This is a genomic window from Candidatus Methylomirabilota bacterium (genome assembly GCA_035315345.1).
Classification (GTDB): Bacteria; Methylomirabilota; Methylomirabilia; order Rokubacteriales; family CSP1-6; genus CAMLFJ01.
Genome location: DATFYA010000088.1, coordinates 24,881 through 45,477 on the forward strand (window position 1 = coordinate 24,881; position 20,597 = coordinate 45,477).

At 71.8% G+C, this 20,597-nt stretch carries 21 protein-coding genes and 1 pseudogene; 13 read left to right on the forward strand and 9 right to left on the reverse strand.

Annotated features, from left to right (window positions below; all coding sequences use genetic code 11):
- Positions 1-5 precede the first annotated feature (5 nt).
- Positions 6-2,273, forward strand: a complete 2,268-nt coding sequence (locus tag VKN16_11195; protein ID HME94769.1) for a fused MFS/spermidine synthase — start codon at positions 6-8, stop codon at positions 2,271-2,273.
- Here VKN16_11195 and VKN16_11200 read toward each other — a convergent pair.
- The 3 genes from VKN16_11200 to VKN16_11210 all read right to left on the reverse strand — a co-directional run bounded on the left by VKN16_11200 (position 2,263) and on the right by VKN16_11210 (position 4,464).
- Complete coding sequence (locus VKN16_11200) at positions 2,263-3,873, reverse strand: NAD(P)/FAD-dependent oxidoreductase (GenBank protein ID HME94770.1); 1,611 nt, start codon at positions 3,871-3,873, stop codon at positions 2,263-2,265. The two genes, VKN16_11195 and VKN16_11200, sit on opposite strands and share 11 nt — an antisense overlap.
- 181 nt (positions 3,874-4,054) lie before the next feature.
- Positions 4,055-4,291, reverse strand: a complete 237-nt coding sequence (locus tag VKN16_11205) for a hypothetical protein (protein HME94771.1) — start codon at positions 4,289-4,291, stop codon at positions 4,055-4,057.
- The gene (locus VKN16_11210; GenBank protein ID HME94772.1) at positions 4,288-4,464 is read right to left on the reverse strand and encodes a hypothetical protein; all 177 of its coding nucleotides are present in this window, start codon (positions 4,462-4,464) and stop codon (positions 4,288-4,290) included. The genes VKN16_11205 and VKN16_11210 overlap by 4 nt, the downstream gene beginning before the upstream one ends.
- Before the next feature lie 164 nt (positions 4,465-4,628).
- On the opposite strand from VKN16_11210, the pseudogene VKN16_11215 reads away from it, so the two are divergent.
- A pseudogene (locus VKN16_11215) lies at positions 4,629-4,841 on the forward strand (DUF3237 family protein).
- Between the two features lie 88 nt (positions 4,842-4,929).
- Entirely contained in the window at positions 4,930-5,106 is a 177-nt protein-coding gene (locus tag VKN16_11220; protein HME94773.1) for a DUF3237 family protein, read from the forward strand.
- A 48-nt stretch (positions 5,107-5,154) separates the two neighbouring features.
- Here VKN16_11220 and VKN16_11225 read toward each other — a convergent pair whose 3' ends face one another.
- On the reverse strand, positions 5,155-6,171 hold the full coding sequence (locus VKN16_11225; GenBank protein HME94774.1) for an ABC transporter substrate-binding protein: 1,017 nt from the start codon (positions 6,169-6,171) through the stop codon (positions 5,155-5,157).
- 69 nt (positions 6,172-6,240) lie between these two features.
- Here VKN16_11225 and VKN16_11230 point away from each other — a divergent pair, with 69 nt between their 5' ends.
- Positions 6,241-6,618: a response regulator gene (locus VKN16_11230; GenBank protein HME94775.1), complete on the forward strand. Its 378-nt coding sequence runs from the start codon at positions 6,241-6,243 to the stop codon at positions 6,616-6,618.
- A gap of 22 nt (positions 6,619-6,640) precedes the next feature.
- Here the strand turns inward: VKN16_11230 and rho are convergent, their stop codons facing one another.
- Complete coding sequence (gene rho / locus VKN16_11235) at positions 6,641-7,543, reverse strand: transcription termination factor Rho (GenBank protein HME94776.1); 903 nt, start codon at positions 7,541-7,543, stop codon at positions 6,641-6,643.
- A gap of 396 nt (positions 7,544-7,939) precedes the next feature.
- Between rho and VKN16_11240 the strand changes: the two genes are divergently transcribed.
- Positions 7,940-8,863 (forward strand): diacylglycerol kinase family protein, encoded by a 924-nt coding sequence (locus VKN16_11240; protein HME94777.1) that lies wholly within the window; start codon positions 7,940-7,942, stop codon positions 8,861-8,863.
- Here the strand turns inward: VKN16_11240 and VKN16_11245 are convergent.
- Positions 8,824-9,822 (reverse strand): lysylphosphatidylglycerol synthase domain-containing protein, encoded by a 999-nt coding sequence (locus VKN16_11245; GenBank protein HME94778.1) that lies wholly within the window; start codon positions 9,820-9,822, stop codon positions 8,824-8,826. The genes VKN16_11240 and VKN16_11245 overlap by 40 nt on opposite strands.
- 80 nt (positions 9,823-9,902) lie before the next feature.
- On the opposite strand from VKN16_11245, the gene VKN16_11250 reads away from it, so the two are divergent.
- The gene (locus tag VKN16_11250; protein ID HME94779.1) at positions 9,903-10,583 is read left to right on the forward strand and encodes a phosphatase PAP2 family protein; all 681 of its coding nucleotides are present in this window, start codon (positions 9,903-9,905) and stop codon (positions 10,581-10,583) included.
- On the forward strand, positions 10,580-10,870 hold the full coding sequence (locus VKN16_11255; protein ID HME94780.1) for a hypothetical protein: 291 nt from the start codon (positions 10,580-10,582) through the stop codon (positions 10,868-10,870). The genes VKN16_11250 and VKN16_11255 overlap by 4 nt, the downstream gene beginning before the upstream one ends.
- A gap of 109 nt (positions 10,871-10,979) precedes the next feature.
- Here VKN16_11255 and VKN16_11260 read toward each other — a convergent pair whose 3' ends face one another.
- Complete coding sequence (locus tag VKN16_11260) at positions 10,980-11,159, reverse strand: hypothetical protein (GenBank protein HME94781.1); 180 nt, start codon at positions 11,157-11,159, stop codon at positions 10,980-10,982.
- A 608-nt stretch (positions 11,160-11,767) separates the two neighbouring features.
- Positions 11,768-12,838, reverse strand: a complete 1,071-nt coding sequence (locus tag VKN16_11265) for a TauD/TfdA family dioxygenase (GenBank protein HME94782.1) — start codon at positions 12,836-12,838, stop codon at positions 11,768-11,770.
- Positions 12,839-12,947: 109 nt separating this feature from the next.
- Between VKN16_11265 and VKN16_11270 the strand changes: the two genes are divergently transcribed.
- The 5 genes from VKN16_11270 to VKN16_11290 all read left to right on the forward strand — a co-directional run bounded on the left by VKN16_11270 (position 12,948) and on the right by VKN16_11290 (position 18,913).
- Positions 12,948-15,311, forward strand: a complete 2,364-nt coding sequence (locus VKN16_11270) for an MASE1 domain-containing protein (protein ID HME94783.1) — start codon at positions 12,948-12,950, stop codon at positions 15,309-15,311.
- A 12-nt stretch (positions 15,312-15,323) separates the two neighbouring features.
- On the forward strand, positions 15,324-16,907 hold the full coding sequence (locus VKN16_11275; protein HME94784.1) for a 4-coumarate--CoA ligase family protein: 1,584 nt from the start codon (positions 15,324-15,326) through the stop codon (positions 16,905-16,907).
- A 5-nt stretch (positions 16,908-16,912) separates the two neighbouring features.
- On the forward strand, positions 16,913-17,848 hold the full coding sequence (locus VKN16_11280) for a uroporphyrinogen decarboxylase family protein (GenBank protein HME94785.1): 936 nt from the start codon (positions 16,913-16,915) through the stop codon (positions 17,846-17,848).
- Between the two features lie 144 nt (positions 17,849-17,992).
- Positions 17,993-18,238: a hypothetical protein gene (locus VKN16_11285; protein ID HME94786.1), complete on the forward strand. Its 246-nt coding sequence runs from the start codon at positions 17,993-17,995 to the stop codon at positions 18,236-18,238.
- A 21-nt stretch (positions 18,239-18,259) separates the two neighbouring features.
- Positions 18,260-18,913, forward strand: coding sequence for a DedA family protein (locus VKN16_11290; protein ID HME94787.1), 654 nt, complete (start codon positions 18,260-18,262; stop codon positions 18,911-18,913).
- On the opposite strand, the gene VKN16_11295 is transcribed toward VKN16_11290, so the two are convergent.
- Positions 18,910-19,650 carry an MBL fold metallo-hydrolase gene (locus VKN16_11295; protein HME94788.1) on the reverse strand — a complete coding sequence of 247 codons (741 nt, stop codon included), beginning with the start codon at positions 19,648-19,650 and terminating at the stop codon, positions 18,910-18,912. The two genes, VKN16_11290 and VKN16_11295, sit on opposite strands and share 4 nt — an antisense overlap.
- A gap of 74 nt (positions 19,651-19,724) precedes the next feature.
- On the opposite strand from VKN16_11295, the gene VKN16_11300 reads away from it, so the two are divergent.
- Positions 19,725-20,552, forward strand: coding sequence for a GIY-YIG nuclease family protein (locus VKN16_11300; GenBank protein HME94789.1), 828 nt, complete (start codon positions 19,725-19,727; stop codon positions 20,550-20,552).
- Positions 20,553-20,597: the final 45 nt, after the last annotated feature.

Below are 20,597 nucleotides of genomic sequence, written 5' to 3' on the forward strand. Positions count from 1 at the left end.
TGACGTTGTTCGCGGGAGCCACGCTCCTGTTCGCCATGCAGCCGATGGTGGGCAAGATGATCCTGCCCCTGCTCGGCGGCACGCCGGCGGTCTGGAGCACCTGCATGGTGTTCTTCCAGGCCGCCCTGCTCGGCGGCTACGCCTACGCGCACGTGATCAGCGCGCGGCTGCGGCTCTCCCGGCAGGTGCCGGTGCACTTGATCGTGCTCGCTCTGCCGTTCCTGGTGCTGCCCCTGGCCGTCAACCCGGGCCTCCCGCGCGGCGGCGAGGGCAACCCGGTGCTGGACGTGCTCATCCTGCTCTCGGTCTCGGTGGGACTGCCCTTCCTGGCGGTGAGCGCGACCGCGCCGCTGCTGCAGCAGTGGTTCACCCGGACCGGGCATCCGGCGGCCCACGATCCCTACTTCCTCTACGCCGCGAGCAACCTGGGCAGCATGCTGGCCCTGCTGGGCTATCCGACGCTGGTCGAGCCCCACCTCCATCTGCAAGGGGCCTCCTGGCTCAGCCAGACGCGGCTGTGGACCGCCGGCTACGTGGGGCTCGTGCTCCTCGTCGCGCTCTGCGCGCTGACGCTCCGGTGGACGCCGGCCGGCGCGACCACCGGCGGGACGACGGTCGAGCCGCCCGAGGAATGGCCCGCCTGGCCGCGCCGGCTCTACTGGGTCGCGCTCGCCTTCGTGCCGTCGAGCCTGCTGCTCGGCGTCACCACCTACATCAGCACCGACCTCGCCGCGGTGCCGCTCCTGTGGGTGCTGCCGCTCGCGATCTACCTGCTGACCTTCATCCTGGCCTTCGGCCGGTGGCCGCGCCGGCTGCATCGCCTGGTGGTGGCGGCCACGCCGGCGATGGTGCTGCTCGTCATCTTCCTGATGGTGTCGAGCCTGCCCGAGCGCATCTGGATCACGGTGCTGTGGCACTTCGGCCTGCTCTTCGTGGTCGCGCTGGCCGCCCACGGCGAGCTGGCGCAGGAACGGCCCGCACCGCGTCATCTCACCGAGTTCTACCTGCTGATGTCGATCGGCGGAGTGCTGGGCGGGGTCTTCAATGCCCTGGTCGCACCCCTCGTGTTCCGCTCGCTGATCGAGTACCCGCTGATGATGATCCTGGCGTGCGTGCTCCTGCTCGCCCCGCGCACGCCCGCGCTCGGCCTCGGCGCGGGCGCCGGGCGCGCCCTCGGGCTGGTGGCGATCGTCGCCGCGCTGGCCCTGGTCCTCTACTCCGAGTCGATCAAGGTGCGGACCGACTTCGCGTTCGTGGCGCGGGTGCTCGAGCTGAGCCGGGACTGGGTCGGCACGTGGCTCGATCCGGTCGAGCGCGCGGCCAACAAGTTCATGATCTACGGCCCGCCCATCGTGCTCGCCGGCTTCCTGTGGCGCCGGCCGCTGCACCTGGGCCTGGCCCTGGGCGCGGTGCTGCTGATCTCGGGCTACGTGGACGCGCGCAACAACGATCAGATCCGCCAGAGCCGCTCGTTCTTCGGCGTCGTGCGCATCTCGCGCGATCACGACGCCACCGGCTACACCGAGCTGCGGCACGGCACCACCCTGCACGGCCGGCAGAGCCTCGAGCCGGCGCGCCGCGCGCAGCCGCTGTCCTACTATCAGCCGAAGGGACCGGTGGGCCAGCTCTTCGAGGAGCTGGACCGCCGGCCCGCGCCTCTCAGCATCGCGGTGGTCGGCCTGGGCACCGGCACCCTGGCCGCCTACGCGCGCCCGGGCGACCGGGTGACCTTCTACGAGATCGACCGCCTCGTGCGCGACGTGGCCTTCAACCCCCGCTACTTCACCTACGCGGCGGACGCGCGCGACCGCGCGGTGAGCGTGCGGCTCGAGATGGGCGACGCGCGCATCCGGCTCGAGACGGTGAAGCGGGAGCGCCCGCAGGAGCGCTACGACGTGATCCTGGTGGACGCCTTCAGCTCCGACGCGATCCCGGTGCACCTGATCACCCGCGAGGCGTTCCGGCTGTACTTCGACATGCTGGCCGCGCGGGGCATCCTCGCCCTGCACATCTCCAACCGCTACCTGCGCCTCGAGCCGGTGGTGGCGAACCTCGCCGAGGACGGACGCTACGCCGCGATGGTCCAGCACGGCGACACCGGCGACATTCGCGGCGGCGTCGAGGCCAGCTGGGCGATCCTGGGCCGCCGGCCGGAGGACTTCGGGGCGCTGGCGTCCGATCCGCGCTGGACCGAGGCCTCGCTCGATCCGCAGCCCGCCGTCGGCATCTGGTCCGACGATTTCCACAACCTGCTGTCGGTGTTCAAGTGGTGAGACGGAAGTGTCGGCGCCGACGCAAGATCTCCATCGCCGCGTTGCGGCCCGGCGCGCCCATCACCCCGCCGCCGGGATGGGCGGCCGCCCCGCAGAGATAGAGCCCGCGCACCGGCGTACGGTACGACGCCCAGCCGGGCAGCGGCCGCAGCGAGAAGAGCTGGCCGGGAGTCATCGCCCCCTGGAAGATGTTGCCGCCGGTCAGGTTGAAGACGCGCTCCAGGTCCGGCGGGGCCAGCACCTGGCGCGCCAGCACCGAGCGGCTGAAGTTGGGCGCGTACTCGTCGAGCAGCGCGAAGCACCGGTCCGCGAAGGCCTCGCGGGTGTCCTCCCACGTGGTGTCCCGGAGGGTATAGGGCGCGTACTGCACGAACATCGACATCAGGTGACGGCCGGGCGGCGCCACCGTGCCGTCCACCACCGAGGGAATCGTGCATTCGAGCACCGGACGCGCCGACGCCCGCCCGTACTTGGCGTCGTCGAACGCGCGCTCGATGTAGTCCGGGTCGGGGCAGATGTGGATGGTGCCCCGATGCTGCGGCCCCGGGGCCCGCCCGGGACACGCGAGGAAATCGGGCAGCTCGGACAGCGCCACGTTGATCTTGACCGAGGCGCTCTCGTACGAGATCCGCTCGACCGCGGCGCGGAAGGCGGGCGGCAGCGCCTCGGGGGCGAGCAAGCGCAGGAACGTCACGTGGGCGTCCGCGTTGCTCGCCACCACCGGCGCCCGGAATTCCTCCCCGTCGGCGAGCGCCACGCCCACGACACGGCCGTCGCGCACCAGGATCCGGCCGACATCGGCCTCGCAGCGGACCTCGACGCCCAGATCGCGCGCGGCGCGGGCCAGCGCCAGGGTGAGCCCGCCCATGCCGCCGCGCACGTAGCCCCAGACCCCGCGGCGCCCGTCGGTCTCGCCCATCACGTGATGGAGCAGCACGTAGCCGGTGCCGGGCATGGACGGGCTCGCCATCGCCCCGATGATCGCGTCGGTGGCCAGCGTGGCCTTGAGCACGGGGGATTCGAACCAGCGGTCCAGGATGGCGCGCGCGGGGCCGGTCAGCAGCTCGACGGCGTGCGAGGCGTCGTCGCCCAGTCGTCCGAGCGCGCGGCCGAGACCCCACAGGTCGTGGAGCCCGCGCAGGCCCGGCCGCATGAGGTCGGGCGGAGTCATGACGAGCGTGGGCTCGACGAGCGTGGCCACCCGCTCGAGCATGGCCTCGTACTCCGGATACCGGCCGGCGTCCCGGACGCTGAACTTGGCGATCTCCCGCCGCGTCCATTCCGGGTCCGGGCCCAGGGTGAGCGATCGCCCGTCGGGCAGCGGGGTGAACGATGAGGGATTGCGCGCGAGCACCTCGAAGCCGTACTCGCGCAGGCGCAGGTCGTGCACGATCTCCGGGCGGAAGAGGCTGCTGACATAGGCGGCGGTGGACACCTTGAACCCTGGAAAGACCTCCTCGGTGACGCACGCGCCACCGACCACCGGCCGCCGCTCCAGCACGAGCACGCGCAGCCCCGCCCGCGCCAGGTAGCCGGCGGTCACCAGCCCGTTGTGACCGGCGCCGACCACGATCGCGTCGTGCCGAGCGGCGCGAGGCATGACGCCATTATCGCCGAGCGCGGAGTGCCTCGCGCCGCCATCCCTGCTACGATGGCGCGGATGCGCTCCGCGTCATCCGTCCGCGCGAGACTGATCCGGCTCGGCGTCGGCCTGTCGGCTTCGGCGGCGCTGGCCGCCTGCGCCACCGCCCCGATTCCGCCGACCTACTCGCAGGCCGAGCTCAAGGCCGAGTGTGAGCGGCATGGCTTCTGGTGGCACCCGGACGAGCTGACGGGGGGATTCTGCGAGCACGATAGTCAGATGTGAGGCGATCGCCCACCGCCTCGACGCCCTGGGCGACCGCGGCGCAGATCACGACGGGAATCGCGACCGCGACCCACACCACCCCGACCAGCACCGCCACCGTCACCACCAGGGCCACGCCGGTCATCACGAGCAGCAGCGCCGTCTTGATCACGGCCCGACCTCTCGTTCGGCCGCCTGGCCCACGCTCGCCTCATACGCGGTATAGCCGCACGAGCGGCAGAGCAGAATCACCACCGTGCGGCCCCACCGCGTGAACCGCCGCAGCGTATCGAATCGGTCGCCGCACCGCGGGCACGCCTTCGCGTCCTGGCCTTCGCTCTCCATGACGAATCCTCCTGCCTGCATGGGCAAGCGGCGTGCCGCGGCGCAAATCACCGGAATGCCCGGTGTGGCGCAGGGAACCCGCCGGCAATGCGTCGGAAGGGCCGGGAAAGCTTTACCGGGGCCGCACATCCGGCCGCGGCTTTCGTGCTACGGTCCGTGAGGCCATGACCCTCGAGCCGGTGACGCCGCGCCTGGAACGGCTGTGCCGGGTCACCGTGGAGATCGCCGAGCCCCTCGTGGTGGGCGACACCCCGCTCGGGCGGCGCCGCATCATCCCGATCACCGGCGGGCGGGTCGAAGGGCCGCGGCTGCAGGGCGTGGTGCTGCCGGGCGGGGCCGACTGGCAGCTCGTGCGCGCCGACGGCGGCGCGGTGCTCGAGGCGCGCTACACCATCCGCGCCGTCGATGGCGCGCTGATCTACGTGCGCAACATCCGGGTGTGCCACGCGCCACGGCCCGCCCGACGTGCTGGCGCGGCTCGGACGCGGCGAGTCGGTGGATCCCGCCGCCTACTACTTCCGCACCACGCCGCGCTTCGAGACCGGAGCGCCGTCGTACGCCTGGCTCAACGACGTGGTCGCGGTGGGCTCGGCGGTGCGCCGGTCCGACGCGGTGATCCTGGACGTCTACGCGGTGACCTGAGGCGGAACGGGTCGCTCGCCGGCGGGCGGATCGAGTCGCCCAGTCGGGCTAGCGGACGACGCGGTCGGCGCGGGCGATGACCGCGGGAGGCATCTTCAGGCCGAGGGCGCCCGCGGTCTTGAGGTTGAGCGCCAGCTCGAACTTGCTGGGCCGCTCCACCGGCAGCGAGCCGGGATTGGCGCCCTTGAGGATACGGTCCACGTAGCTGGCCACGCGGCCGTTGATCTCGGCCAGGCTCGGACCGTAGGACATGAGACCCCCGCTCTCCACGACCTCTTTCCAGTCGTACATGGCGGGGACGCGGTGCTGGGCCGCCAGCTGCACGATGCGATCGCGGTTGCTCGACAGCACCGCGTCACTGGTCACCACCATCGCCTGGGCGCCGCCGCGCAGGCTCGACTCGAAGGCAACCGGATATTGCTCGGGCAGCCGCGCGTCGGCGACCTGGATGTCGATCGACATGCCCTTGGCGGTCGCCTCGAGCTCCCGCACTTCGCCTGCGCTGGCCGGGTTGCGCAGGTTGGCGAGCACCGCGACCCGCCGCAGCCCGGGCAAGCACTCGCGCAGCAGGTCGAGCCGCCGGCCGACCAGCTCGGGCACGTAGGTGGTGACGCCGGTGACGTTGCCGTCGGGCTTGGCGAGGCTCGAGACGAAGAGGCCGGCCACCGGGTCGGTCCCGCTCAGCATCACGATCGGGATCGTGGAGGTCGCGTTCTCCGCGGCCCGGATCGCGGGCGACGACACCGCGATGATGAGGTCCACGCCGGACCGCACGAGGTCGGCGGCCAGGTCGGGCAGGCGCTCGAAGTCCTCGTTGGCCGAGCGCACCTCGAAGCGAACGTCGCGGCCCTCGACGTAGCCCATCTCGCGCAGGCGCTGCCGCATCTCGGGCATGATCCCGCGCGGGGAGATCGCGGAGGGGGTCAGGAAGCCGATGCGCCAGGAGCGCGCGGGGGCCTGGGCCCCGGCCGGGCGCCCGATCAGCAGCACGCCGGTGGCCATGGCGGCGACGAACGACCGGCGGTCGGCCGCGGAGCCGCCCGTCGGTGTCGAGGCTCTCGTCATTGGAGTCGCGTTCTCTCCCGTCGTAGAATAGCCGGAACCGCGACCACGTCAACCGTCACCGGAGAGGACATGGGACGAGCCCGCATCCTGGTCATCGACGACGAGCGCGCCGTGCGCGAGCTGATCTCGGACGCGCTCGCCATCGAGGGTCACGACGTCCACACCGCGGAGAACGGCAAGGAAGCGCTCGACCTCATCGGGCAGCACCGCTACGACCTGGTCTTCTGCGACCTGCGCATGCCCGAGATGGACGGGCAGCAGCTCTACGAGGAGGTCCAGCGCGACTACCCCCAGGTCCTCAAGCGGATCGTCTTCGTGACCGCGCAGGCCCATTCATCCGACTACGGGCCGTTCCTGCGCACCACCGGCATCCCGGTCATCGAGAAGCCCTTCACCCTGAGCCAGCTTCGCCAGATGGTCGACAAGATGGTCGGGCCGAGCCGCTAGGCTCGGGGCGCCGCCGGGCGGGTCAGCTCTGGCCCAGCCCCTTGAGGAAGTCCGCGTTGGTCGCGGTGAGCTTGAGGCGGCCGAGCAGCGCCTCCATCGCCTCCTGCGGCTTGGTCCCGGACAGCGCGCGGCGCAGCAGGTGGATCTTCTTCATCTCCTCCTCGGAGAAGAGCAGCTCCTCGCGCCGCGTGCCGGAGCGCATCAGGTCGAACGAGGGGAAGATGCGACGGTCCGCCAGCTCGCGCGAGAGGTACAGCTCCATGTTGCCGGTCCCCTTGAACTCCTCGAAGATGATCTGATCCATCCGCGAGCCGGTGTCCACCAGCACGGTGCCGATGATGGTGAGCGAGCCGCCCTCCTCGATCTTGCGGGCCGCTCCGAAGAACGCGCGCGGCATCTGGAAGGCGCGACTGTCGATGCCGCCCGACATGGTGCGGCCGCGGGCCGACAGCTCGTTGTTGTAGGCGCGGGTCATCCGGGTGAGAGAGTCGAACAGGATCAGCACGTCGCGCTTCTCTTCCACGATCCGCTTCGCTCGGTCGATGACTTGCTCGGTGACTTCGATGTGACGGCGGTAGGGATTGTCGTTGCTGGAGGCGACGATCTCGGCCGACTTGCCGATCTGCATCCGGAAGTCGGTCACCTCCTCGGGTCGCTCGTCCACCAGCAGGACCATGACCACCACCTCGGGGTGGTTGGCCAGCACCGACTTGGCGATCTTCTGCAGCAGCATCGTCTTGCCGGTGCGGGGCGGCGCCACGATCAGGCCGCGCTGACCGCGGCCGATCGGCGCGATCATGTCCATCGCCCGCATCGACAGCTCGTCGGGGCTCAGCTCGAGCTTCAGCTTCTCGTAGGGCTGGACGGCGGTGAGGCCTTCGAAGAGGGACGGCGTGGGGGCACGCGGGGCGGGGCGTGGGGGCATCGGGCCTCGGGGCCCTTGTCCCTGCCCCTGCCCTTGCCCCTGTGGCGGTCGATTTCCGGAATGCCGGCGGCGGTGCGATCGCCTACTCAAGGGCCACACTCATGGCACAGACACCTTTCGGTCCAGACAATGGAAAGCAGGCGACACGCTCCTCGCCGTGCTCCGGGGACCCCGTCACTGCCGGGGAAGGGGGCAGCCGCCCGACTCGGCGGCGCCAACACTGACCCGAGTGTACCGGAAGCCGGGCGCGCCAACCAGCGAATCGAGAGCGCCCCGGCGAGGGTGTTCTTACCGGGTCGTTCGTACCCGTCCACGGGCTGAGCGAGGCGGCCGCCCCGCAACCACCGGGCGATCGAGCCGCGCGGCGCCGGCACATCGCTTGCTCCCTCCATCCGCATGGCCACGCGATGGCCCTCGGTCGGCATCGTGCTGACACCGGGATCGGGCGAGGGCCGCACCCGCGGCATTGCACGCCGACTCGCGCGGCGCGTGCGCCGACGCGGCTCGGAGGTGACGATCCGGGCGTTCGACGATTTGCCGTCCCTCGTCGAGTGGGCGCGAGCGAGCGGCCCCGACTTCTCGGTGCTCATCTGTGTCGGGGGCGACGCGACGCAGAGCGCGGCCGCCGACCTGGCCCGGCGGCACCGGATCCCGTTCGTGCCGATCCCCAGCGGCTTCGGGAACCTGTTCGCGAGCGTCTTCGGTCATCGCCCGTCGCCGCGCCAGGCCGCGCGCCTGCTCGCCGACGGCGAGATCCGGTTGGTGGACGTGGGGCTGGCCGGCGACGAGGTGTTCCTCTCGCACAAGAGCTACGGCGTCATCGATCGGATCCAGGAACAGGTCGAGGAGGACCGCCGCCAGCCGCGCGATCGGACGCGCCGGCTCCTCGCCTACTACCGGACCGCGGTGCGCGCGGTGTGGACCACGCCGCTCACCCCGCACTCGGTCGAGGTGGACGGCGTGACCGTGGCCGACGACGCGGTGCTGGTCACGGTGGCCAACGTCGAGACGTATCGCGACTTCCTGCCATTGACCCCGCGCGCGTCTCCCATCGACGGCCGCTTCGACGTCTTCGTCATCCCGCGCACCTCCAAGCTCGGGCTGGCCTGGCGCCTCTTCCGGTTGAAGCTGCGGCTCCCCGGCCGCTGGAACGGCGTCGCGCTGCATCGCGGCCGTACCGTCGTGGTGGGCCACGATGGCGTCCGCGAGCGGCTGCAGGTGGTGCGGCGCGCGCTGCCGCTGCTGCTGCCGCCCGGCTCGGTGGCCGCGCTCGAGCGGCGTCAGGTCGAGGAGGAGGACCCGGTCGAGACGCCGGCCTGAAGCTCGGCGCGCTTGCCGAGCCAGCCCATCGTGACCAGTACCACCAGACCGATGCCGATCCACACCACCTGACGCGCGCGCCGCACGAAGCTGAACGCGAGCCCGGCGCCGGCGCCCAGCCCCATCGCCTCGAAGGCCGCGGCATTGGCGCTCTCGAACGCCCCCAGGCTGGCCGGGACCAGGAAGGCGGCGAAGCGCACGCCCGCGCCCAGCGCCTCGATGACCGTCGCGGTCACGAGGTCCGCGGGGATCGCGAGGAAGAAGAGGATCAGGTAGGCCTCGAGCGCGCCGAGCAGCCAGCCGGCCAGGTGGAAGCCGGTCGAAAGCGAGAGGCGGCGCCAGTCCCGCCGGTAGTAGTCGCGCAGGGCGGCGTCGAGCCGCTGCGCGTAGTCCTGACGCTGCACCACGCCGAACCACTGCAGCAGCCGCCCCGCCCGGCCCACGACGCCCACCACCTGCACGCCTACGAAGCCGGCGACCGCGGCGATCTCGACCACGAGCAGCCACACCATGGCAGCGATCACGCGCGAGTCCGTCGCGAGCAGGCTCCACGCGAGCGCTACCCCGATGAGCAGGAACAGCGCCTGGGCGATCGTGAGCGTGGTCTTGGCGATGACGACCGAGGGCACGCTGGCCTCGTAGGTGACGTCGCGCCGGATCAGCCAGGCCTTCACCGCCTCGCCGCCCATCGAGCCCAGCGCGGTGACCAGGTTGAGCGCCTCGCCGGCCAGCCGCGCGCCCACGAGACGCAGGAACGGCGCCGGATCCCGCGGAAAGGCATAGCGCCAGCCGAGGGTATCCACCGCGGTGATCACGGCGTAGGGCAGGCACAGCAGGGCCAGCTGCCACCAGGTCAGCCGCGCCAGGGCCTCGAGGATCGGCGCCCATCCGATGCGGTGGATCGCGTAGACGATCGCCGCGATCCCGAGGACCAGCAGCACCAGCTTCAGCGCGCGCATGTGCCCCTCATCGTACGACCGAGCACTACAACATCCATGCCACGGGGTAGGCCCTTCCCCCATATGGCAAGATGGAGACGATGAGCACCAGGGCACGACGACAGCCGGCCGGCGGGGTCGGCGTGGGACTCCTCACGGCGGCCGCGCTCTTGCTGACCGCTTATCTCGGCCTCTCGATCGACGCAGCGCACCATCACCTCCTGCCGCTCGATCGCGACGTGCGGGCCTGGGTGCAGCCAATGCGAAGCGGCGGCCTCGATCTCTCCATGGAGACGGTGTCGCTCCTCGGCGAGCCCTCCGGGCTCGTGCCGTTGATCCTGCTCTCCTCGGCCCTGCTCTGGCGCTCCAGCCGGCGCTGGGCCGTGCTGCTGCCGGTGGTCATGGCCGGCACCGGCGCCCTCCAGGTCGCGGGGAAGTGGGCGGCGGATCGCCCGCGGCCCAACGCAGCGCCGTGGGGATTCCCCAGCGGCCACGTGCTGAGCCTCGTCGTGTTCTTCGGCGTCGTCGCGTTCCTGCTCGTCACCCTGAGCGAGCGGCGCCGACGCTTCCGGATCCTGGCCTGCCTGCCGTGCGCGGCCACCGTCTCGCTGGTCGCGGCCAGCCGCATCTATCTCGACATGCACTGGCTCTCCGACGTGGTCGGCGGCTTCGTCCTCGGCACCGCCTACTTGCTGCTCGCCCTCTGGGCTCACCAGCGCCTCTTCGTGCCGCGGCCGGCCGCCGCGGCGGCCGAGTCGGTCCCCGCCGTCTCCGCCGCGTGACGATCCCGCGCGCGGACGTGGTCGGCAGCCTGCTGCGCCCGGCCTACCTTCGCGAGGCGCGGCAGGGCGCGCGCGAGGGCCGCGTGACCGCCGGGGCGCTGCGCGCGGCCGAGGACACCGCGGTGCGTGAGGCCATCGCGCTGCAGGAGGCCGCGGGCCTCGACGTCATCACCGACGGCGAGCTGCGCCGGTCGTCCTGGGTGATCACGATCCCGCTCCGCGAGGAGGGCGCCGCGCGCGCGCCGCTTGCCGGCTTCGAGTTCCTGCCCGCCGATCCGGGCTGGTGAGCCCGCAGTGCGGCTTCGCCTCGGGCGAGGCCGGCAACCCGCTGACCGCCGCGCAGCAGGAGGCCAAGCTCCAGCGCGTGGCGACCGTCGCGCGCACGGTCTGGCGGAGCTAGCGCCGGGCGCTCGGCGCGTAGAACGGATCGCGCGGGGCCGCGTCGGGCCAGCCCTCGTAGAAGCGCTGCACGTGAGGAAAGATCGCGGCGGACAGGCGCCGCCGCCGCTCCTCCTCGGGACGGAGCGACGCCCGCAGCGCGGCGGACAGCTCGGCCAGCGCCGCGTCGCGGTCCACGCGGGTGGTCGGGCGGCGGGATGGTCTGCGCGGTCAGGTACTCGGCCAGCTCGGCCCCCGGCGCGGGCGGCAGCCGTCGGCAGAACGCCTCGTCGGCCTCGTAGACCAGCCGGTTCTGATCGCGCAGCGCGTACGAGTAGGAGACGCGCATACCCACGTCGTGGTAGGCGCGCAGGATCCGCTCGGCCACTCCGAGCACGCGCGCGGCGGCAGCGCCCCGCCAGCCGTGGAGGTGCTGCACGGTGGTGATCCCCGACTGCAGCATGTCTCCGTACAGGGTGTCGAGGTAGGGATCGACGTCGCGCGCGGCCATGCGGCTGGCGAACCACAGCTCGAGCGGATGGTCGGGCGAGCCCAGCTGAAACGGGGTCAGGCCGACGTGATGGTGGCTGTTGACGAAGCCCGGCAGCACGACGTGATCGGCCGAGCCCAGCGTCTCCTCGCCCGGGTGACGGCGGGCGAGATCGGTGGCCGGCCCCACCTCGACCACGACGCCGTCACGCTGCCAGACCGCGCCGTCCTCGACGACGACGGCGCGCCCCCGCTCCACGCCGGTGACGACGTACCGGCCCCGGACGAGTGCCGACGCCATGGAAGCCGCGCCCGGCTCAGGCGCGCGCGGAGGCGGGCTGGGCGATGCCGCCGCGGACGGCGCCGCCCCGGGTGGTGCCCCAGAGCACCTCGAAGCCTTCGGGGAGCGGCCGGCTGTCGGGCGGCGCCAGCCAGAGCCGCATGAGCAGCCGATCGCGGCCGGCCTCGGGCGCGTCCTCGTAGGCGGCCCGGCCGTGATAGATCACGTGATTGTTCAGGAGCTGGATGTCGCCCGGCTCGAGCGCCATCTCGTACCCGTACTCGTCGCAGACGGAGGCGAGCAGGTCGAGCGCCTCGTCCTGTGCGGCGGTCAGGCGCGGGATCCCCGCGATCTTCTGCGCGGCCTCCACGAAGGTGCGCGAGTACTGGGTGGTGAACTTGCCGTCGCGCATCGCGAAGATCGGCAGCGCGTAGCAGGAGGCCTCGCCGCCGGCCTCCTCCCCCTGCCGGCTGCGGTGATAGTCGGCGCAGAGCAGCGCGTGCAGGTCGGGTCGCCGCGCCCGGATCGCGTTGCTCACCGCGGGCACGCTGACGACCCGGCTGGTGCCGCCTCGTCGGGCCGCGCGCACGCACAGCAGTCCGACCACGTCGCAGCGATCGGTGTGCCACCGCAGCGGCCCGCTCGATCGCGCCTTGGCCCGCGACGTCACGCCCTCTCTCTTCGGCACCGCGGGCTCGACGACCTCGCCGTAGAGGCGAACCTCGTCGCGCACCTCGCCGATCAGCTCGCCGTGGGCATTCTGGTGCACCGCGGTGCCGAGGTGGCAGCCCAGGCCCCACCAGATGGTCCGCAGCTCCTCCTCGGAGTACCGCTCCACCGGCAGCCCGCGCAGGAGCACGAGCCCGCGTCCCCACTCCAGATCCCGGTTGACCTGGGCCAGGTCGGCGGAGAGCCCGGGCAGCGGGAAGTCGGCGGTGCGCACGTCGCGCCAGGTCAGCCCGCGCGCCTGCACCGCGCGCAGCGCGGCGTCGATCTCCGCGAGGGCCGCGGCGGAGAACGGCCGGATCCAGTCGGTCGAGCCGGCGAGGTCCTCGCCGCGCCAGACCGCGGGGCCGGTGATCGGCTCGTCGAGCAGGGGCCGACGCATCGGTCTCGAGGCTAGCCGAGACGGCCTCGCATCCGCAACCCCGGGTGACATAGAATCCGTGCCACCGAGTGCCTCGATTGATATCGGAGGCGCCGGAAGGGAGCGGCGGATGCCGCAGTCCGGACCGAGGCGTTGGGCGTGGCTCGCCGCCCTGACCCTGATCTATATCCTCGCCGGCAAGGTCGGCCTGACCTTCACCGCGGTCCACGCCAGCGCGAGCCCGGTGTGGCCGCCCACCGGCATCGCGCTCGCGTCGTTGCTGCTGTTCGGCGCGTGGGTCTGGCCGGCGGTCACCATCGGGGCATTCGTGGTCAACCTGACCACCGCGGGCTCGGTGGCGACGTCGCTCGGCATCGCGGGCGGCAACACCCTCGAGGCGGTGATGATCGCCCGGTTCGTGGAGGAGTTCGCCGCGGGCCGCTACGCCTTCGCCCGCCCGCGCACCGCCTTCGTCTTCTCCGCCGCGGTCCTGCCCGGCGCGGTGGTGAGCGCCTCGCTGGGCGTGGCCAGCCTCACCCTCGCCGGCTACGCCTCGACGAGCGACCTGGCGATCGTGTGGACCACGTGGGTGTTCGGCAACGTGACGGGAGCCCTGATCATCACCCCGGCCCTGCTCCTCTGGGCCAACGACCGGCGGATCCGCCCGCTGCTGGAGCGGCCGCTCGAGCTGGGCGCGACCGGGCTCGCCCTGATCCTGCTCGGCGAGGCCGTCTTCGGCGGCTTCTCGCCGGCGACGCTGCGCCACTACCCGCTGGCCTTCGTGTCGGTCCCGCCGCTGCTGTGGATCGCGCTGCGGTTCGAGCGACGCGCGGCCGCGCTGGCGGTGCTGCTGCTCTCGACCATCGCGCTGCACGGCACCGTGGGCGGCCACGGCCCGTTCTCGGATCTGCCCCCGACCCATTCGCTGCTGGTCGCCCAGGCCTTCGCGGCCACCATGGCGCTCATGACCTTCGTGGTCGCGGCGCTGGCCTGGAGCCGCGAGCGCGAGAGCGCGCTGCTGCAGACCATCATCGATCGCATCCCGATCATGATCACGATGTCGCACCCCAGCACGCGGCTCCTGCGCCTGAACCACGAGTTCGAGCGGCTGACCGGCTGGTCGACCGACGAGGCCCGCCACGTCGACCTGATGGCCCGCTGCTACCCGGACCCGGCGTATCGCGAGAAGGTGGCCGCGTTCATGAACGGCGACGGCGGCGGCTGGCGCGACCTCACGATGGTCACCAAGGCAGGCGCGGCGATCGAGACGTCGTGGTCCACCGTGCGCCTGGGCGACGACACCCGCATCGGCATCGGCCTCGACGTGCGCGAGCGCAAGGACGCCGAGGCGGAGCGGGCGCGGGCCCACGCGGAGACCGCGGCCGCGAACCGGGCGAAGGACGAGTTCTTCGCGATGCTCGGCCACGAATTGCGCAATCCGCTCGGGGCTATCACGGGGGCGCTGCACGTGATCGATCTGTGCGGCCCGGGCGACGAGCGGAGCGTCCAGGCCCGGGCCATCATCACCCGACAGGTGCGCCACCTGGTGCGCCTGGTCGACGACCTGCTCGACGTGACCCGGCTCACCACCGGCAAGATCACGCTGAGCCTGCGCCCGGTGGACCTGGCCGCGGTCACGCGGCGGGCGGTGGGAGGCGTCTCCGCGACCGCTCCGGGCCGGAGCGTGGAATGCCGTGCCGCGAGGCCAGCGTGGATCGCGGCCGACGAGACGCGGCTCGAGCAGATCCTGACCAACCTGCTCGGCAATGCCATGAAGTTCACCCCGGCGAGCGGGGTGGTCTCGGTCACGGTGAGCGACGAGCACGGGCACGCGGTGCTCCGCGTGGCCGACACCGGCGCGGGCATCCACCCCGACCTGCTGCCGCGCATCTTCGATCTCTTCGTGCAGGGCCACACCGGCCTACACCGGCGGGAAGCCGGGCTCGGCATCGGCCTCACCCTCACCCGGCGCCTGGTGGACCTGCACGCCGGCCGCATCGAGGCGGCCAGCGACGGGCCGGGGCGCGGCAGCGTCTTCACCGTGACCTTCCCCGCCATCGAGCGCCCGGTCGAGCCGCGGGAGCCGTCGTCTCCCGTGGGCCACCGGGGCGCGCGCCGGCGCGTGCTGATCGTCGAGGATCACGACGACGCGCGCCAGATGCTGCGCCACCTGCTCGAGAGCCTGGGCCACGAGGTGCACGAGGCCGCCGACGGCATCTCCGGGCTCGACCGCGCGCTCACCCTGGCTCCCGACGCGGTGGTGGTGGACATCGGGCTGCCCGGACTCGACGGCTACGCGGTCGCGCGCCAGCTGCGGAACGCCGGCCGCCCCGGCACGCTCCTGATTGCGGTCACCGGCTACGGCCAGGACGGCGATCGCCAGCGCTCGACCGAGGCCGGCTTCGACGCGCACCTGACCAAGCCGATCGACCCGCGCGCGCTCGACGTGCTGCTCGGCAACCAGCCGCTTGACCGGGAGCGAACGGGCCGATAGGCTCTCCCCGCCATGATCTCGACCAGCCCTCCCGTGACCATTCCCGACGTGACCATCACCGACTATGTGCTGCGCCACGCCGCGCGGCTCGGCGACAAGCCCGCGCTGGTGGACGGGCCGACCGGACGGACGCTGACCTATCGCCAGCTCCTCGACGGAGCCCGCCGGACCGCGGCCGGCCTCGCCCGGCGGGGCTTCGGCAAGGGCGACGTCTTCGCGATCTACTGCCCGAACCTGCCCGAGTACGCGGTGGTGTTCCTGGGCGTGGCCCTGGCCGGCGGCGTCAACACCACGGTCAACCCGCTCTACACCGCCGACGAGCTGGCCAACCAGCTCAACGACTCGGGCGCGCGGTTGCTCGTCACGGTGCCGCCGTTCCTCGACAAGGCGAAGGCGGCGGCGGCGCGGAGCCGCGTCGAGGAGATCTTCGTCTTCGGGGCCGCCGAAGGGGCTCGGCCCTTCACCGATCTCCTGCAGTCGGGCGACGCGCCGCCCGCGATCACCATGAATCCGGCCGAGGACCTGGTCGCCCTGCCGTACTCCAGCGGCACCACCGGGCTGCCCAAGGGCGTGATGCTGACCCACCGCAACCTGGTGGCCAATCTCCGCCAGTGCGAGGGCATGCAGAACTTCGAGACCTTCGGCGAGCGGGACGTCACGATTGCGGTGCTGCCGTTCTTCCACATCTACGGCATGGTCGTGATCATGATGCTGGGCCTCTCGGGGGGCGGCACGATCCTGGTGATGCCGCGGTTCGACATGATGGAGTTCCTCAGCTTCGTGCAGAAGTACCGGGTGACCGTCCTCCCGCTGGTGCCGCCCATCGTGCTGGGCCTCGTGAAGCACCCCGCGGTCGCGCAGTTCGATCTCTCGAGCGTGCGGCTCGTGTTCTCGGGTGCCGCCCCGCTCGGCGAGGAGATGGCCCGCGCGCTCAGCGCGAAGCTCGGCTGCCCGGTGGTGCAGGGTTACGGCATGACCGAGGCGAGCCCGGTCACACACCTGAGCCCCACGCTCAACTCGCCGTTCAAGCCAGGCTCGGCCGGGAAGATCGTGCCGAGCACCGAGGTGAAGATCGTCGAGGTCGGATCGGACCGCGACGCGGAGCTGCCGGTGGGCAAGGAGGGCGAGCTGTGGATCCGCGGGCCGCAGATCATGAAGGGCTATCTCAACCGGCCCGAGGAGACCGCGGAGAGCATCGACCGTGACGGCTGGTATCACACCGGCGACGTCGGTTACGTCGACGAGGAAGGCTACTTCTTCATCGTCGACCGCACCAAGGAGCTGATCAAGTACAAGGGGCTGCAGGTCGCGCCCGCCGAGCTGGAGGCGCTGCTGCTCACCCACCCGGCCATCCTCGACGCGGCGGTGGTGCGCCGGGCCGACGAGGAAGCGGGCGAGGTGCCCAAGGCCTACGTGGTCCTCAAGCCCGACGACGCCTCGAAGACGACCACCGGTGAGGCGATCATGGGATGGGTGGCCCAGCGGGTGGCGCCCCACAAGCGCATCCGTCACCTCGAGTTCATCGAGCAGATCCCCAAGTCGGCCTCCGGCAAGATCCTCCGCCGCGTGCTGATCGATCGCGAGAAGTCGCGGTAGCCGGCGTGAACAAGATCGAGCGGGTGCGCGCGGCCCTCGCCGGCCGGCCGGTGGACCGGGCTCCCTTCTCGGTCTGGTATCACTTCGGCACGCAGCACGCGCCGGCCGAGCGGGCCGCGCAGGTGCACCTCGAGTTCTTCGAGCACTACGACCTCGATCTGCTCAAGCTGATGAACGACTACGACTACCCCATGCCGGACGGCATGGAGGTGATCGCCACCGCGGCCGACCTCGGTCGGCTGCGCCCGTTCGATCCGGCGCAGACGCCGCTCGGCACCCAGCTGCGGACCGTCGAGCTGGTGGCCCGGGCCCTCCGTGACCGGGCGCTGTTCGTGGACACCGTGTTCAACGCTTGGAACACGCTCAAGCGCAACCTCGTGCGCGAGGCCATGCCGACCCTGATGGCCGAGCAGCCCAAGGCGGTCGAGGAGGCGCTGGCCGTCGTCAACGACAACCTGATCCGCTACGCCCAGGCCAGCCTGTCGCGCGGCGCGGCCGGCATCTTCCTCTCGGTGCCCGCGACCGCGGAGAGCCTGACGCCCGAGCAGTACGAGCGCTTCATGCGGCCCTTCGACCTGGCCTTCCTCGAGGCGATCCGCGGACGCGGCGAGTGCCACGTGCTGCACGCCCACGGCGAGCGGCTCTATCTCGACCGGCTCCTCGACTACCCGGTGCACGCCCTGTCCTGGGCCGACCTCAACGGCGGCCCCACGGTCGCCGAGGCGCGCCGGCGCACCTCGCTCACCCTGATGACCGGGCTCGATCACGTGAAGTTGGCCGAGAGCTCGGCGGCGCTCGTGCGCGACGGCGTCCGGCGCGCCCTCGCGGCCGGCGGGGCCACGCGCTTCATCCTCGCACCGGGCTGCTCGGTGCCGACCTACACGTATCCCCCGCTGCTCCACGCCGCGCGCGACGAATCCGCGAGGGATCTGCCTCGGTGAGCGTCGGGTAGTGTTCAATCCGGCCTGGGTGAATCCATGCCAACAACTGGTAAATCACTGCCTCTCTCATCGCATGCACCCACGTAACCGCTCGATCTTCCTGGACGATTGTCCTGGAATGCCCTTTGCTGCCATCGAATGCGCATGAGCGCGAAAGCGATGCCGGAGCGGATGTCGCCGAAGCGGATGATCCTGACGGGCATGATCGTCCTGGGCGTCGTGTTCCTGAGCCCCATCGCCTACCTCACGGGACAGCGGGCCGGGCTCTGGCTCACGAGTCCCGCCCTGGAGTCGGCCGGGCCGTGGCCGAGCCTCGACGAGGGCGAGATGGATCCCGGGGGCATGGGCGAGAAACTGAAGCCGGCCACTGCCGGCGTCGTCGAGATCTAGCCTCCTAGTCAATACTGAGGCATGGCCACCTGGTCGGCCGGCCTCGAGGTTCTGATCCGCGATCGGAGCCTGGTTCACATCGGGCTCTTCCTCACCGCGCTCATCGACGCCACCGGCCTCCCCTTCCCGGGCCGCGCCCTCCTGGTGGCCGCCGGCGCGACCATGGCCACCGGGTGGAGCGACGTCTTCACCATGACCCTGGCCGCCGCGCTGGGCGCCACCAGCGGCGATCACGTCTGGTACGCGGCGGGACGACTGGGCGCCGGGGACCGGATCACCGCGCTCTACTGCCGGCTCTCGCTCGCCTCCGGTCGCTGCGAGCAGCGCGCGCGCTCGCGCTTCGAGCGCTTCGGTCCCCTCGCCATCGTGATCGGGCGCTTCGTGGCCGGCGTTCGCTTCGTCGCCGCGCCGCTCGCCGGCAGCGGCGCCATGTCGTATCCGCGCTATCTCCTCTACGAGCTCCTGGGCGCGCTCGTCTGGTCCGGGCTGCTGATCGCCCTGGGCTACGCCCTCGGCACGCCGGGACGCGCGCTCATGGCCCGCTTCGGCAGCGGCCCGATCCTGGCCATCCTGATCGCGCTCGCCCTGGCGCCCCTCGTCATCGTGCTGGTGCGTCTGCTTCGCCGGCGCCGTCACGGGCCGGGCGGCCGCTTTGCCCGCGACGCCGGCGTCTAGACGGTGACCACGAGGCCGTCGTGGGCGCACTCCTCCGGCACGGTGGCCGCGTGGGCCAGCATCTCCCGACTCATGTGGGTCAGGATGAGGTGGCGGGCACCGACGCGCGAGGCGTGGGCGCGGATATCGGGGTAGTTCAGGTGCCACTTCACCGGCTTGTCGTAGAAGTAGGACTCCGCGATGAGCAGGTCGGCGTTGCGCGCGGCGCGGGCGACCTCGTCGGTCCACTCGGTGTCGCCGGTGTAGGCGATCACCCGGTCCCCCACCGTCACGCGTAGCGCGGTCGGGTTGGTCTCCTCGGTGTGGCGCGCCCGCTCGGGCGTGACGGTCAGATCGAGCACTCGATGGGGCCGGCCCGGCTCCATCTCGATCCACTCGAGCGGGAACTTCGGCGTCATGAGGCCCGAGCCCGGGAAGAGCGCCTCGCGGATCGCGTCCATGCGCGCGCGCAGCGCGCGGGGGCCCGCCACGGTGAGGGGCCGCGTGCGGCGGGCCGCCAGCATCGCGTCGATCAGGAGGAACGGCACTCCGCCGCAGTGATCACCGTGGAGGTGGCTGAGCAGGATCGCGTCGAGCGAATTGGGCTCGATGCCCTGCTGGGCCAGCGCGATCAGCGACGAGGTCCCGAAGTCGATCGCGAAGCGGCAGGCCGGCCCGTCGACCACGATGCAGGTCTGGAAGCGCCCGCCGCTGCCGAAGGAGTCTCCCGAGCCGACGAAGCGAACCGTGATGGGCATGGCGGTCTCCCTCGCCGGGCCATCTTACGCGAAAATGCTCGCGTGCCGCGGCGCACCTGGGCGACCATGACCGCGTGCGGCCCTTCGACCGGAAGTTCGGCGCCGGCTTCCTGGCCGCGGTGCCCGCCGCGCCCGGAATCTACCGCTTCCACGGCGAGCACGGCGGCCTCCTCTACGTCGGCAAGGCGGTCAACCTGCGGCGGCGGCTCGCGCAGTACCGCCTGGCCGGACGGCGCAAGCAGGAGCGCAAGCGCCGGGCGCTCGTGAAAGCGGCCGCGCGCATCACCTGGGAGGTCTGCGAGTCGCCGCTGGCCGCCGCGCTCGAGGAGATCCGGCTCATCCAGTCGCTGCGGCCGCCGCGGAACGTGGCCAGCGCCTACCCGTTCCTCTATCCCTACATCGGCCTGGCCGCCGACGGCGACGAGCTGTACTTCTGTCTGACGACCTCGCCCGAGGCCTTCCCGGCCGTCGAGTTCCACGGCGCCTTCCGCTCCCGCGAGATCACCCGCGAGGCGTTCTTCGCGCTGTCGCTCCTGCTCCGCTACGTCGGCCATCCGGTGCCGCGTCACCGCTGCCACCGCCTGGGCCGCGCGCGGCACTCCCACGTGCGCGGGTTCCGCCGCCTGCCCGCGGGCAGCCTGGCCGCCTGGAGCGGCCTCCTCCGCGGCGAGTCCCGCGCCGCGCTGGAGGCGCTCGCGCTGCGCCTGGTGGACCACGCGGGCGCGCGGGCCCGGAAGCGCGAGATCCAGGAGTCGCTCTCGGCCGTCAAGCGCTTCTTCGAGGAGGAGGCCGGCGCCCTGGCCCGGGTACGCGCGGCCACCGGCTTTGAGCCGTATCCGGTCCCGCAGCGAGACCGCGATCTGCTGTTCGCGCGCTGTCGCCTCGACCCGCTCCACGCCTGACTGACGGCGCTTGTCAGAGGGATTGAGCGCGCTCGTAACCCGGGA

Excerpts from the sequence above, each read along its gene's own strand:
- rho (HME94776.1), bottom strand. The coding sequence starts at position 7,543 with ATGCCCCCACGCCCCGCCCCGCGTGCCCCCACGCCGTCCCTCTTCGAA.
- VKN16_11245 (HME94778.1), bottom strand. The coding sequence starts at position 9,822 with ATGCGCGCGCTGAAGCTGGTGCTGCTGGTCCTCGGGATCGCGGCGATC.
- VKN16_11270 (HME94783.1), top strand. The coding sequence starts at position 12,948 with ATGCCGCAGTCCGGACCGAGGCGTTGGGCGTGGCTCGCCGCCCTGACC.
- VKN16_11290 (HME94787.1), top strand. The coding sequence starts at position 18,260 with ATGGCCACCTGGTCGGCCGGCCTCGAGGTTCTGATCCGCGATCGGAGC.
- VKN16_11225 (HME94774.1), bottom strand. The coding sequence starts at position 6,171 with ATGACGAGAGCCTCGACACCGACGGGCGGCTCCGCGGCCGACCGCCGG.
- VKN16_11240 (HME94777.1), top strand. The coding sequence starts at position 7,940 with ATGGCCACGCGATGGCCCTCGGTCGGCATCGTGCTGACACCGGGATCG.
- VKN16_11210 (HME94772.1), bottom strand. The coding sequence starts at position 4,464 with ATGGAGAGCGAAGGCCAGGACGCGAAGGCGTGCCCGCGGTGCGGCGAC.
- VKN16_11275 (HME94784.1), top strand. The coding sequence starts at position 15,324 with ATGATCTCGACCAGCCCTCCCGTGACCATTCCCGACGTGACCATCACC.
- VKN16_11295 (HME94788.1), bottom strand. The coding sequence starts at position 19,650 with ATGCCCATCACGGTTCGCTTCGTCGGCTCGGGAGACTCCTTCGGCAGC.
- VKN16_11250 (HME94779.1), top strand. The coding sequence starts at position 9,903 with ATGAGCACCAGGGCACGACGACAGCCGGCCGGCGGGGTCGGCGTGGGA.
- VKN16_11230 (HME94775.1), top strand. The coding sequence starts at position 6,241 with ATGGGACGAGCCCGCATCCTGGTCATCGACGACGAGCGCGCCGTGCGC.
- VKN16_11200 (HME94770.1), bottom strand. The coding sequence starts at position 3,873 with ATGCCTCGCGCCGCTCGGCACGACGCGATCGTGGTCGGCGCCGGTCAC.
- VKN16_11265 (HME94782.1), bottom strand. The coding sequence starts at position 12,838 with ATGCGTCGGCCCCTGCTCGACGAGCCGATCACCGGCCCCGCGGTCTGG.
- VKN16_11285 (HME94786.1), top strand. The coding sequence starts at position 17,993 with ATGAGCGCGAAAGCGATGCCGGAGCGGATGTCGCCGAAGCGGATGATC.